Below are 12879 nucleotides of genomic sequence, written 5' to 3' on the forward strand. Positions count from 1 at the left end.
ATCAAGGCCGTTCGGTTAGAGGGCGCTGGGCACCGTGACGGAGCCGGACTTGACCTTGTCGGCGGCTTCCTGGACCTCGGTGCGGATCGTCTCGGGCACCAACTCCTTGAAGTGGTCGTCGTTCACATAGCCCACCGCGTCCTCGGCGAGGCCGACGGTGGAGACGGCGCCGTACTTCAGGGAGTCCTTCTGGTCCTCCTGCGCGGCCTTGTACAGGGCGTTGCCGACGTTCTTGAGGATGGAGGTGACGACGGTGTTCTTCTGCGCCTGGTCGGTGAGGGTCTGGTACTGGTCGGAGTCGACGCCGAACGTGTACCGCTTGGCGCCGACGGCCGACTCGAAGGTGCCGAGTCCGGAGAGCCCGGCGACCGGCCACACCAGCGCGGCGCCCTGGCCGTACATGGCGGTGCTGATCTCCTTGCCCTTTGCGGGGTCGCCGAACGGCTTGTCGCCGCCCACGTACTGCACGAGGACATCGGAGTTCTTTCCGCCGGCGGCCTGGAAGCCCGACTTGAAACCGACGACGAAGTCCTCGATCAACGGGATCTTGACGCCGCCCATGACGCCGACCTTCTTCAGCGATTCGGTTCCCTTGAGCGCTTTCGCGGCCACCAGCTTCTCGGCCAGGAATCCCGCGAGATAACCGCCCTCGTTCTGCTTGAAGGTGACGGAGTAGACGTTCTCGCACTTGTTGGAACAGCCGCCGTTCTTGCCGCTGTAGTCGACCGGGGCGTCGAACAGCCAGAACTTCTTGTCCGGGAACTGCGGGGCGAGTTCGCCGATGTACTCGGTGACCTCGAAGGTCCCGGCGGCGAGGATGTCGTAGTCGTCGGCCGAGGCGGCGTCCTCGAAACCGGGCTCCCACTTGGTGCGGTCGGAACCCAGCTCCACGACCTTGAGCTCGTAGCCGAGGTCCTTCTCGGCTTTCTTCAGACCCGCGTAGGCGGAGTCGAAGAACGACTTGTCGCCCAGCCCGCCATTGATCACCAATTTGATACGCGGCTTGCCGGAGGATGCCGCTCCGGAATCGTCTCCGCCCGACCCTCCGCACGCGGTCAGCGCGAGCATCCCGGTCGCCACGAGGGCGGCGCTTCTTCCGTATCGCATCATCGGTCTCCTGATCATTTCGTTGCTGAGTGAGTGGCTGCAGTGAGCGGCTGCAGTGAGCGGCTGCGTTGACAGTAGAAAGCGCAAAACGTTTTGGCTACGTTGCCCGGTTTCTGTTTGATTTCCGGTGTGGGAATTTCAGACACGGTCATCAGACATCGGTCTTCACACATCGGTCAGCAGCGCGGAAGCGGCGATACGCAGCGTCCGGTCGAAGTCCGTCTCGCGTTCCTCGGCGGTGAGGGCCTCACCGGTGCGGAGATGGTCGGAGACGGTCAGCACGGCGAGGGCCTCGGCGCCCTCGGCGCAGGCCACGGCATACAGTCCCGCCGCCTCCATCTCGACCGCGAGCGTGCCCCGGCGCTCCAGGGCGTCGAAGAGGGCGGGGCGGTCGAGGTAGAAGTGGTCGCTGCTGAACACCGGTCCGATGTGCACGGCGATGGGCTCCTTCTCGGCGGCGTCCGCGGCGGCGCGCAGCAGCCGGTACGAGGGAGCGAGCGAGAGGGTCACGCCGTCCACGAGGACGCGGCTGAGGCTGGAGTCGGTGTGCGCGGCGGAGGCGATCACCACGTCCCGTACGGACACCGCAGCCGGGATTGCGCCGGCGGTACCGACCCGGACGATCCTGCGCACGCCGTAGTGGCGGAACAGCTCCGTGGCGTAGATCGTCACGGACGGGATGCCCATCCCGGAGGCGAGGACCGACATCGGTACGCCCCGGTGGCTGCCGGTGTAGCCGAGGATGCCGCGTACGTCGGTGACCTGGCGTGCGTCCTGAAGGAAGGTCTCGGCGATCCGGCGGGCGCGGCGCGGATCCCCTGGCATCAGCACAATCGGCGCGAAGTCGCCCGGCCGGGCCGCGATGTGCGGGGTGCCGGTGACCGAGCAGGGGGTAGTGCCGCGCGGCACGGCAACTCCGTGCGGCGCGCGGACAGTTGGGGTCAGGTGAGGGTCAGCGGGTGGCGGGTGCCGTGCTGCCGCGGACCTTGAGTTCGACAGGAAGGGTGTGCCGGGAGGCGGGCGGGACCTCGCCCCGGGTGACGTACTGGAGGAGTTGGGCGGTGGCGGTGCGGCCCACGTCGTAGGCCGGCTGGTGGACGGTGGTCAGGGGCGGATGCGCCAGCGAGGCCGCCCGGATGTCGTCGAAGCCGGCCACCGAGACGTCGTCCGGCACGGACAGCCCCGACTCCCTCAGCGCCAGGAGGGCACCGAAGGCCATCAGGTCGTTGGCCGCGAAGACGGCCGTGCAGTCCCCGGGGAGACCGCCGTCCTGGAGGAGTTCGGCGACGAGGCCGTGTCCGGAGGTCTCCTTGAAGTCGCCGACACGTTCGACGACCTCGCCCCGGAAAGCCCGCACGAAACCGTTCGCACGGGCGTTGCTGCTCTTCAGGGCACGCGGGCCGGTCAGCATCAGGGCCCGGCGGTGGCCGAGCGACCGGAGGTGCTCCCCCACCAGTCGCCCGCCCGCCTCATGGTCGGCGGTGGCGATGAGGGCGCCCTCCAGGCCCTCGACCTCCTCGTCGGCGAGCGCGATGGGGAACTTGCCCATGAGGGCCTCCAGCCGCCGCCGGGACGGCGGGGACCCCGAGGCGTACACCATGCCGTCGATGAACCGGCTGCGGATCATGCCGAGGTAACGGTCCTCGCGGTCGGCGTCGAACTCGGTGTTGCACAGAATCAGGCCGTAGCCGAGGTCGTGGGCGGCGTCCTCGGCGCCCTTGGCGAGTTCGGCGAAGAAGGTGTTGCTGATGTCGGGGATCAGCAGGCCGATCACCGAGGTGGAACCGGCCTGGAGGCTGCGGGCCAGCGAGGCCGGGACATAGCCGAGCCGGTTGACGACACTGCGGACCCGGGCGGCGGTGTGCTCGTTGACCGGCCGGTTGCCGCTGAGGACATGGGAGACGGTGGTCGCGCTGACGCCTGCCGCGGCGGCCACGTCCTTGATGGACGCGGGGCGCCGGACGGCCGCCCGGTTGTACGGCTCAGGGGTCATAGTGCTGCACCGCCCGCCCGTGGGAGGTGTCGAGGATCCGGGCCACCCGGGTGTCTGCCTCGGCCAGCAGCGCCGGCTCGTCCACGGTGAGCAGCCGGCCGTCGCGCATCAGGACCCGGCCGTCGACGACGACCGTCCGTACGTCACTGGCGCGGGCGCTGTAGACCAGCGCGGCGCGCGGATCATGCAGCGGACGGCAGTGCAGCCCGGACAGGTCGGTGAGGACGATGTCGGCGCGCATCCCCGGCTCCAGCGCCCCGATCTCCTTCTGCAACCCGAGAGCTCGGGCCCCGCCGCGCATGGCCAGGCGCAGGGTGTCGGAGACGGTCATCCAGGTGGCGTCCCGTACCGCCTGCTTCTGGGTGAGGGCGACCAGCCGCAGTGCTTCCCACACGTCGAGCGTGTTGTGCCCGGCGGCGCCGTCCGTGCCGACGGCGACCGTCACCCCGGTGGCGAGCAGGTCGCGGACCGGGGTGAGCGGGGACAGGGCGTGCTTGAGATAGACCTTTGGGCAGCAGGCCACGGCGGTCGTGCCGGCGTACTCGGCCAGCAACGGCAGATCCTGCTCGACGATCCCGCAGCCGTGCGCGATCAGCGCACCGGCGTCCAGAACCCCGGTCTCGTGCAAGACCCGGATCGGCGTGACACCGCGCCGCTCCAGGCTGGACTGCGTCTGCTCCAGGTGCTCGGCGGCGTGGATGTGCATCCGCAGGCCGAGCCGCCGGGCGTGCCCGGCGAGGGTCCGCAGGTCGCCGTCGTCGACCGTGTACGGGGCGTGCGGTCCGAGCGAGACGGTGACCCGGCCGTCGGCACGGCCGTGCCAGGCCTCCGCGAACTTCACCGTGTTCTCCAGGGCCTCCTCGCCCCGGCTGCTGAAGTACGTGGGCGCGATGTCGGCCCGCAGACCGGTCTCGGCGACCGCCTCGGCGATCTGTTCGGGGAAGAAGTAGTGGTCGGCGAAGGTGGTCACACCGGAGCGGATCATCTCGGCGCAGGCGAGCCTGGCCCCGATCCGTACGTCGGCGGAGGTGAGGTTGGACTCCATCGGCCAGACCCGGTCGTTGAACCAGCCCTCGACCGTCACGTCCTCGGCCGCGCCGCGCATCAGCACCATGGGGCTGTGCGTGTGCGCGTTGACCAGACCGGGAACGGCCAGCAGCCCGCGCCCGTCGATCACGTCCACCGCGTGACCCGGACCGGAGGGGCCGGAGGCGTCGGTCGGGCCGGAGGCGCCGAGCGGACCAGAGACGCCGAGCGGACCAGAGGCGCCGAGCGGGCCGGGAGCGCCGGTCGCACCGAGGGTGCCGGTCGGCCGCACCTCCTCGATGACGCCGTCCGCCACCACGATGTCCTGTGCTCGCAGGATCTCGCACTCGCCGTGGGACGGGACCCGCAGCACATCACAGCCCCTCACCAGGAGGCGGCCGGTCCGCGCAGGCGTTCTGTCGCTCATGGCGCACAAGCTAGATATCCAAAACGTTTTGCACAACCATCGGACGCCGGACCGGGCGATCGGTGGTCCTCCGGCACTTACGACAGCGCGGTCTGGTGAAGGGCGAGCGGGGCTGTGACGCGCACGGAGCAGCCCGCTCGGCGCCTGCTGGTCCTCGACTGGCGGCGGCTGGTTGTCGCGGGACATGACGTTGGTGGCACAGGCCAATACCGGTAAAACCAAGGTGCCTCGACGGGCATCAGCCGGGTACCGTGCGGTCCATGTCGAGTCCTGAGTCGGACAAGGTGGGGGCTTTCGGTCACGCCGTCAGCCCCCTGAACCACTGAGCTCGTAGCCCTGTCGTCGCGCCGCATTCTGCGGCCGGGCGAGGGTGCCCTTGGGGCTGGCCGCGGTGACGAGATGACCTTCTCGTGCTTCTCCTCACCTCGGAGCCACTCGATGCCTCTCCCGCTGTATCTGCTTGCCATGGCGGTCTTCGCCATGGGCACCTCGGAGTTCATGCTCGCCGGCCTCCTGCCGGACATCGCCTCGGATCTCGACGTCACCGTCGGGACAGCAGGCACGCTCACCTCGGCCTTCGCGGTCGGCATGGTCGTCGGTGCTCCCCTGGTGGCCGCGCTTGCCCGCACCTGGCCCAGGCGCTCCAGTCTTCTCGGGTTCATCCTCACGTTCGCGGCAGCCCACGCCGTGGGCGCCATCACCACGAGCTTCCCGATCCTGTTCGCCACCCGGATCGTCGCCGCGCTCGCGAACGCGGGGTTCCTTGCCGTCGCTCTGACGGCTGCCGCCACGCTGGTCTCGCCCGACAAGAAGGGACGTGCGCTGGCCGTGCTGCTGTCAGGCACGACGGTGGCCACGATCGCCGGTGTCCCCGGTGGGTCGGTACTGGGCACTGTGCTCGGCTGGCGGGCCGCGTTCTGGGCCGTCGCCGCTCTCTGCCTGCCTGCGGCTCTCGGCATCCTGAAGGCGATCCCGGCGCGACGTGTGAAGGAAGATGCAACTGGCGGACCAGCCTTGCAAGCGGAGCTCGCCCAGCTCACCAGGCCGCCATTGATTCTGGTGATGCTGCTCGGCGCGCTCGTGAACGCAGCCACGTTCGGAAGCTTCACCTTCCTCGCCCCCGTCGTGACCGACACCGCCGGGCTGGGAGAATTGTGGATCTCTGTCGTTCTGGTGCTTTTCGGCGCCGGTTCCTTCGCCGGGGTCACCGTCGCCGGCCGGCTGTCCGACCAGCGTCCCGGTCTGGTCATCGCGGTCGGCGGCCCGCTGCTGCTCATCGGCTGGCCGGCCCTGGCGGTGCTGGCCGACGAGCCGGTCGCCCTGTTCGCCCTCGTGTTCGTGCAGGGCGCCCTGTCGTTCGCGCTGGGCAGCACCCTGATCACACGGGTCCTCTATGAGGCTGCGGAAGCCCCCACCATGGCCGGGTCGTATGCGACCGCGGCACTCAACGTCGGCGCCGCCGTCGGCCCCCTCCTCGCCGCAACCACCCTCAGCACCGCGGTCGGGAACCTCGGACCACTGTGGGCAAGCGGGCTCCTGGTTGCGATCACACTGCTCATCGCGTTCCCCTTCCGCACCGTGCTCGCGGCCGGCCGACGCGCCGAGGTGCTCCAGTGACGCATGCGAATGCCCCCTGAACGTCGAGGGACGCCGAAGGCTTATCGAGCTGCCGCAGCCGTCGGATCGCCCACATGGTTGCTGAGACCGGCGTCTCCCCCGCCTGCCTGTCCAAGTGGAAGAACCGGTACGACACGTACGGCGAGGCCAGGCTGTGGGATCTCTCCAGTGTCCCGCTCTCCTCACCGACCCAGACGCCACCCCACGTCGTCGAACAGATCGAGCGACTGAGGCGGGACAACAAGTGGTCCGCCCGCAGGATCACGCGCACCGAAAACGGGCCGTGGCCCGTTACCCCGGCCACATGGTCCACTTGGACGTCAAGAAGGTCGGACGCATCCCCCGACGTCGGCGGGGGCGGGCCCACGGACTCGGCTCCGAGCAGGCCAAGGCCGGCCGGCGCGCGAAGACCGCCGGGACCAGGGGCGGGTACGTCTACCTGCGCTCCGCCGTCGACGGGTTCTCTCGCCTGGCCCACACCGAGCACCTCCCCGACTAGAAGGCCGCCACCACTGTGGCGTTCTTCAGCCGCGCCCGCGCCTTCTTCGCCGTGGGGCGCTGGTCCCATGACCTGCCCCACAGCCTGCTTGGACACTTTGCGCGAGTGCCCACATGGCCGATCGGTCCAACTTGTGCTGCGGCGTGAAAGTTTGACGTGGCGTTCAGGCTGCGGTTTTCCCTCTGAACCAGGGTCAGGGGCCGTTGTGCTCGGCTCGGGTGTGGGGCCGGGGTCCGTGGTCGGCCGCACACGTCAGGTGTAGTAGGTGTCGAACGAACCGATCCACCATGCCGCCAACGGCAGGACGCACACCTGGACGCCGGCTGTGGTCCAGCACCGGCACAGGACCGCGATCCCGGAGGTCCACCACGCCATCGTCCGCAGTGCGCTCACCACTCCCGCCTGATACCCCTGCCCGGAGGGATCCGTCATGCCGGGATAGCCCATCCAATCCTCGGTGAAGATGCCGTCCGAACCGAACACGATGGCCGCCGACACGAGCCACAGGTCGACCAGGAGGGCCAGCACGGCAAGCGCCACGTCGAGGCGCAAGTACGCGGGCGTCGGCACCAGTAGCCGTACCGCCAGGTGTCCGTGGTGCCGCACCCAGTCCCGCGGCCAAATGCGCACCAGCGTGACGACGGCGTACACCAGCGCACCGATGGCCGCCGCCCACCCGCCCATGAAACACAGCCCGAAGAACAACATCACTGGACCCATGCCGGGCCAGATACAGCACCGTGGCGGAATGGTTCCCTCCGCACCGAGGATGCTGGAAGCCGGCAGGAACTGCGAGTTGCGTTCGCGCTCCAGGCGCTGCTTCCTGGACCTGTGCCAGGAGCCTGGCCAACAGCTCCGCGAGCACGGGCAGACCTTCCTCCTTCCGTGACACAGCTTGCCGGGCTCGCCGGCTTGGCCGGCGAGCCCGGCAGGCGGGATGCTGGTCTTCTTCCGTGCCCTTCCTCGGGTCAGTTGATGCGGACGATCTTCCAGAGCTGGTCGTCGTTGTTGACGCTGTTCCACTGGACGACGGCCCCGCCGTCGGCGGTAGAGGACTCGGCGACACCGGCGACAAGGGCGCTGTTCACGTTCCGGAGTCGGTAGTAGCCGTTGCCCGCGTCAGTGAGGGTCCACTTCTGGGAGTCGGCGCTGGAGGCGGTGTTCTGGACGACGGCCGCACCTGCCGTGGCGGCAGAGTTGCGGATGTCCAGGTTGAGGTTGCTGTTGACGTTCTTGATGGTCCAGGCTCCGTTGCCGGCGGACTGGAAGGTGAACAGCTGGCAGGTGCAGGCGGAGTTGCGCCACTGGTTGGCCGCGGTGTTGGTGGCGGTGGATGCCTGGGGGATGTCGAGGTACTTGCCGCTGTTCTTGTTGACGAGGACGTACTGCCCGGTGCCCAACGGCGGCAGGGCGGTCTGGGTGAGGTTCCAGCGCTGGCAGGCGCAGCTGGTGCCGCTCCACTGGACGGCGGTGGTGCCGGCGGCGGTGGAGGCGTTCGGGATCTCGAGGTGCTTACCGGTGACGCGGTTGGTGATCGTGTAGCCGCCGGCCTGGTGCGGGGCGACGGCCCACTCGTGATCGAGGGTGCCGTTGTCGTCCCACTGGAGGATCCTGGCGCCGTTGGCGGTGGACTGGTTCTCCACACCGAGGACCTTGCCGCTGGCGACGTTGAAGATCTTGAAGTAGCCGGACGGCTGCTGGACGAAGCGCCACCGCTGGTCGGTGGCGTTGGTGGTGGTCTGCTGGGTCGCGGCGGTGCCGTTGGTGGTGGAGCCGCCGGCGATGGTGAGGTTCAGGTCGCTGCCCGCGTTGGACAGGACGTAGGTGGCACCGTCGGAGATGCCGCCGCCCAGGTCGATGGTGCTGTACGTGACAGGGTTACGGACATTGCTGCCGCCGCTTCCCCCACTGAGCACCAGCAGGCTGTGGCCGTCGGTCAGCGGGAGCATGCCGCGGCTGTATCCGCCGACGACGTTGGAGCTGATGCGTGTCCAGGTGTTCGCGGCGCCGTTCTGGGTGTTGAGGAACAGGTCGCTTGTGCTGTAGGCGCCGACGACGAGGGTGCCGTTCGGTCCGCCGGTGGGCAGCCAGGTGATGAAGGGAGTGCTGGTGGGGACCAGACCGTCTGTCGACCTCAGTGGAATGCCCGTGACGGAGCCGAACGCCTCTGGGTCGGAGGAGATCTTGTAATAGACGGCGAAGTTGCCGGCAGGGGAGCCGCCGTACTCGTACGTCATGACGTAGTTGCCGTTGGGCAGCTTCGCGACGGTGGCCATACCCGGGCGCTGGCTGAAGGTGGGCATCGCCACGTCGTCCACGACCGGGCCCCAGTTGCGGATGTCCGTGGAGACCTGGTGGACGATCTTCTGGCCGTGGTCGGGGTCGCGCTGGTCGGAGTAGTAGACGATCAGCTTGCCGCCGGAGACGAGGAAGAACGGCTCCCACACGGGAGTGTTGCCATTGCCGTTCTGGTCGTATGCGGGACCGCCGGTGGCGATGTTGCTGACGAAGCTCCAGGTCTGTCCGCGGTCGGTGCTGGCATAGACATCGATCTTGATGGCCGAGCGGTCGGCAGGAACGGAAGCTCCGGCGGCGAGGATGGTTCCTGCGGGGAAGCCGCCCATCGCCGTGGGCAGTTCGAACAGCTCGGGCTGCCAGCGCATGCCCCAGCCGTTCTGGGTGTCGGCGACATCGGAGAGCTTCGCCCAGGAGTTGCCGTTGTCGGTGCTGCGGTAGATCGGGAAGACGGGTGTGCCGTTGGTGTACTGCTCGAAAGTGGCGAGCATCGTGCCGTTGGCCGAACCGTTGTACTGCAGACGCATCGCCCGCGGATAGTACGACCCGGGCGACGGCGCATCCGACGGCGGCGTGTACATCGTCTGCGACGGACGGGCCAGGGCGTCGGCCCGGCCCGCGGCCGGCAGAACCAGCGTCGCCACCAGGGCGAGCAGGGCGAAGGCTGTCGACAAGAGGGAGAGAGGACGGGGGCGTGGAGCGGCGCCGGGTCTGGCGCCTGTCTGCGCAGGGGACATTGCGGCTCCCAGGGGAAGGTGTGTTTCGGTGTCCGCCGGCTTGGAACGGCTCCAGAGTGACGCGGCGGAGTTCGTTGAGCGCGACTCGCGAGCGCAGGGGACGCGGCGCAACATGCGCGGAATGGCGGAGGTGGGGCGCCCCGGCGTGTGGGTGCACCGGAGCAGTGGCGTGGGGGGTGGGGTGGGTCAGAGAGAGGGCGGAGGTGCGGTCGAGCCGCGGACGACGAGTTCGACGGGTAGGTCATTCGCCGGTGGCAGTTCGGTGTCGGGCTTCTCGATGGCGTGGAGGAGAAGCCGGATTCCTTCGCTTGACGCGGCCTCGAAGGGCTGACGCACGGTGGTCAGGGGAGGAGAGACGTAGGCGAAGACCGGGTTGCCGTCGAAACCAACCACGCTGATGTCCTCCGGCACCCGGCATCCGGCTTCGCGCAGGGCGTGGATCAGGCCGATGGCCATCTCGTCGCCCGCGGCGAACACGGCGGTCACCGAGCGGTTCGAGGCCAGCTCGCGGCCCGCGGCGTACCCGGAGGCCGCCGACCAGTCACCGTTCAGCACGGGCGGTTCGTGCGCGTCCCGGGCCGCCAGCGCCGCCCGCCATCCCTCGATACGGTCCTTGGTGGCGTACCACCGCCGCGGCCCGGCGAGGTGATGGACAGTCGAATGCCCCAGGTCCAGCAGGTGTTCGGTGGCCGCGCGCGCCAGCTGATGGGCGCCCACCCCGATGGTCAGTGTCCGGGCGGCGGTGAAGGCGGGTGGTGCTCCGAGGAAGAGGACCGGCACGTCGACACCGAGCGGGACTTCACCTTCGACAATGGGTTCGGAAACGACGACGCCGTCCACGCCCTGCTCCATGAGTGATTCCAGCGCGCCGGCGATGCTTTCCGGGTCGCCGTCCGGTGTGTTGACCACGCGCAGCGCGTAACCGGCGTCCCGTACGGCTTGTTCAATGCCCACGAGCAGGGAGGCGGTGCCGTATCCCGCCGTCCCCAGTGCCACGACACCAATGGAGCGGGTGCGGCCGGAGGCCAGTGCCCTGGCGGCGTGGTTCAGCCGGTAGCCGAGCTCCTCGGCGGCCGCCAGGACGCGTCGGCGGGACTCGTCGGAGACGTACGGCTCGTTGTTGAGGACCCGGGAGACCGTCTTGCGTGAGACGCCGGCCAGCCTGGCCACGTCCTCACTGCGCGGCGCGGAGGAGCCGGCGCCGCGCTCCACCCCTGCTGTCATGAAGTCTCCCCTGGCGTGTGCCTACATCGAACGAGGTCAGTGATATGACCACGCGGTCTGACCGCGCGGTCATTGTGCACGCATCCGCCGACCGCACGTCAAGAGTTCTCGCAACGCCACTTGCCTCCGGTGTTGGCGGTCACCGAGGCTCGTGGCCGGGCGGAGCGAGGTGCCGCAGGTGCCCGAGGAGGGCGTGCCTGGCCTGCATTCCTGCAGCTCAAGCGGTAATTGCTCCGCCCGGGACGGTTCGAGGGCCAGTCATGTCAGGCCTGTCCGCCTGATCCGGCTGCCCGCACGTGCGGCTTCTGGCCGGACCTGATCCCTCATGGATTGCCGGACGCGGAGTCTTGACAGCGAGTACACAGAGCGTTCACGCTTCCTGGCGTCCGCCGATCGCGTTTGTTCGATCGTGTTTGATTCTGGTCGCTCGACGACCCCCTTTCCGCCATACCCCCTTCCGGCTGATGCGCCAAGCCTGGGCACCGCCAGCCCCGTCAGGAGTCGAAATGCACCATTCCTCCCTTGGTCAGTCCATGCCTGGTACCAGCCGCCGCACCGTGCTCCGCGGACTCGGCGGAGCCGCGGTACTGGGTGCCGGCATCCCTCTGCTGAGCGCCTGCGGCGGCAGTTCCGCCTCGTCGGACGCCAAGACGGTCACCGTGGGCTCCAACGCGTCCGACGCCGTCCCGAAGAAGGGGTACGCCGACGTCTACGCGGCCTTCACGAAGCAGTCCGGGATCGCGGTCGACATCAACACCAAGGACCACAACACGTTCCAGGAGCAGATCAACACCTACCTGCAGGGCACGCCGGACGACGTGTTCCAGTGGTTCGCCGGCTACCGGATGCAGTTCTTCGCGGCCAAGGGGCTGGCCGCCCCGATCGACGACGTGTGGAAGACGATCGGGGGCAACTTCCCCAGTGCCATGCATGACCTGAGCAAGGGTCAGGACGGCAAGTACTACTTGGTGCCCCTGACCACGTCCCCGTGGGCGGTCTTCTACCGCAAGAGCGTCTTCCAGAAGTACGGCTACGAGGTCCCCACCACGTGGGACGCGTACGTCGCCCTCTGCAAGCAGATGAAGAAGGACGGCCTCGTCCCGATCGCGTACGGGGACAAGGATGCCTGGCCGGCGATGGGCTCCTTCGACCAGATCAACTTCCGCCTCAACGGCTACGACTTCCACGTCGAGCTGATGGCGGGCAAGGCTTCGTGGACCGACGCGAAGGTCCGCAAGGTTTTCGACACCTGGGCCGAGACCCTCCCCTACCACCAGGAGGGCGCGGTCGGCCGCACCTGGCAGGACGCCGCCCAGACGCTGGTGGCGAAGAAGGCCGGCATGTATATGCTCGGCATGTTCGTGGCCCAGCAGTTCACCAACAAGGCGGACCTGGACGACCTCGACTTCTTCGCCTTCCCCGAGATCGACCCGGCGTACGGGCAGGACACCGTGGAGGCGCCGACCGACGGCATCATGCTCAGCAAGAAGCCCAAGAACCATGCCGGCTCCGTCAAACTGCTCGAATTCCTGGGCACGGCCGAGGCCGAAGAGACCTACCTGAAGGCCGACCCGAGCCTTATCGCCGCCTCCTCGAAGGCCGACACCTCCGGCTACAGCGCCCTTCAGAAGAAGGGCTACGAGATGATCAGCCAGGCGAAGCATCTCACCCAGTTCATGGACCGCGACAGCCGCCCGGACTTCACCTCGACGGTGATGCAGCCCTCGCTGCAGAAGTTCATCCGCGAGCCCAAGGGGATCGACAGCCTGCTGTCCCAGATCGAGCGCCAGAAGAAGACGATCTTCGCGTCCGACTGAGACCGGCCCCCCTTCTGAAGCGGATGAACACCGACACCATGAGCTCCGAAACGACCACGAAGATCCCGGAGGCGGCCGCCGTGCCGCCTGCGGGCACTGCCCCCGCCAAGAAGAAGGTGCCTCACGGGCACCGCCGT

9 protein-coding genes and 1 pseudogene are annotated in these 12879 nt (G+C 68.5%); 3 read left to right on the forward strand and 7 right to left on the reverse strand.

The annotated features are described in order from the left end of the window. Positions 1 to 15: 15 nt before the first annotated feature. From AC5P09_RS32130 to AC5P09_RS32145, 4 genes are all read right to left on the reverse strand, one after another. Positions 16 to 1107, reverse strand: a complete 1092-nt coding sequence (locus tag AC5P09_RS32130) for a BMP family lipoprotein (RefSeq protein ID WP_493877244.1) — start codon at positions 1105 to 1107, stop codon at positions 16 to 18. 165 nt (positions 1108 to 1272) lie between these two features. Then, a complete protein-coding gene (gene deoD, locus AC5P09_RS32135) occupies positions 1273 to 2016 on the reverse strand; it encodes a purine-nucleoside phosphorylase (RefSeq protein WP_493877245.1) in 744 nt (247 codons plus the stop codon). A gap of 43 nt (positions 2017 to 2059) precedes the next feature. After that, positions 2060 to 3100, reverse strand: coding sequence for a LacI family DNA-binding transcriptional regulator (locus tag AC5P09_RS32140; protein WP_493877246.1), 1041 nt, complete (start codon positions 3098 to 3100; stop codon positions 2060 to 2062). Further along, complete coding sequence (locus AC5P09_RS32145) at positions 3090 to 4553, reverse strand: amidohydrolase (protein WP_493877247.1); 1464 nt, start codon at positions 4551 to 4553, stop codon at positions 3090 to 3092. Before AC5P09_RS32145 ends, AC5P09_RS32140 begins: the two co-directional genes overlap by 11 nt. A 438-nt stretch (positions 4554 to 4991) precedes the next feature. Here AC5P09_RS32145 and AC5P09_RS32150 point away from each other — a divergent pair, with 438 nt between their 5' ends. Beyond that, positions 4992 to 6170: a Cmx/CmrA family chloramphenicol efflux MFS transporter gene (locus AC5P09_RS32150; RefSeq protein WP_493877248.1), complete on the forward strand. Its 1179-nt coding sequence runs from the start codon at positions 4992 to 4994 to the stop codon at positions 6168 to 6170. Positions 6171 to 6186: 16 nt separating this feature from the next. Continuing rightward, positions 6187 to 6750 (forward strand): annotated as a pseudogene (locus AC5P09_RS32155) (transposase family protein); the annotation flags it as partial. A 171-nt stretch (positions 6751 to 6921) separates the two neighbouring features. Here AC5P09_RS32155 and AC5P09_RS32160 read toward each other — a convergent pair. From AC5P09_RS32160 to AC5P09_RS32170, 3 genes are all read right to left on the reverse strand, one after another. Then, entirely contained in the window at positions 6922 to 7389 is a 468-nt protein-coding gene (locus AC5P09_RS32160; RefSeq protein WP_493877249.1) for a hypothetical protein, read from the reverse strand. Positions 7390 to 7637: 248 nt separating this feature from the next. Continuing rightward, positions 7638 to 9701 (reverse strand): RICIN domain-containing protein, encoded by a 2064-nt coding sequence (locus tag AC5P09_RS32165; protein WP_493877250.1) that lies wholly within the window; start codon positions 9699 to 9701, stop codon positions 7638 to 7640. 186 nt (positions 9702 to 9887) lie between these two features. Then, positions 9888 to 10925: a LacI family DNA-binding transcriptional regulator gene (locus AC5P09_RS32170; protein WP_493877251.1), complete on the reverse strand. Its 1038-nt coding sequence runs from the start codon at positions 10923 to 10925 to the stop codon at positions 9888 to 9890. A gap of 506 nt (positions 10926 to 11431) precedes the next feature. Between AC5P09_RS32170 and AC5P09_RS32175 the strand changes: the two genes are divergently transcribed. Beyond that, positions 11432 to 12742: an ABC transporter substrate-binding protein gene (locus AC5P09_RS32175; RefSeq protein WP_493877252.1), complete on the forward strand. Its 1311-nt coding sequence runs from the start codon at positions 11432 to 11434 to the stop codon at positions 12740 to 12742. Positions 12743 to 12879: the final 137 nt, after the last annotated feature.

This window comes from Streptomyces sp. a15 (genome assembly GCF_059026085.1).

What these genes read in the sequence shown, in the direction of transcription:
- AC5P09_RS32145 (WP_493877247.1), bottom strand. Translation starts at nt 4,553, where the DNA reads ATGAGCGACAGAACGCCTGCGCGGACCGGCCGCCTCCTGGTGAGGGGC.
- AC5P09_RS32130 (WP_493877244.1), bottom strand. Translation starts at nt 1,107, where the DNA reads ATGCGATACGGAAGAAGCGCCGCCCTCGTGGCGACCGGGATGCTCGCG.
- AC5P09_RS32160 (WP_493877249.1), bottom strand. Translation starts at nt 7,389, where the DNA reads ATGGGTCCAGTGATGTTGTTCTTCGGGCTGTGTTTCATGGGCGGGTGG.
- AC5P09_RS32150 (WP_493877248.1), top strand. Translation starts at nt 4,992, where the DNA reads ATGCCTCTCCCGCTGTATCTGCTTGCCATGGCGGTCTTCGCCATGGGC.
- AC5P09_RS32175 (WP_493877252.1), top strand. Translation starts at nt 11,432, where the DNA reads ATGCACCATTCCTCCCTTGGTCAGTCCATGCCTGGTACCAGCCGCCGC.
- AC5P09_RS32165 (WP_493877250.1), bottom strand. Translation starts at nt 9,701, where the DNA reads ATGTCCCCTGCGCAGACAGGCGCCAGACCCGGCGCCGCTCCACGCCCC.
- AC5P09_RS32170 (WP_493877251.1), bottom strand. Translation starts at nt 10,925, where the DNA reads ATGACAGCAGGGGTGGAGCGCGGCGCCGGCTCCTCCGCGCCGCGCAGT.
- AC5P09_RS32140 (WP_493877246.1), bottom strand. Translation starts at nt 3,100, where the DNA reads ATGACCCCTGAGCCGTACAACCGGGCGGCCGTCCGGCGCCCCGCGTCC.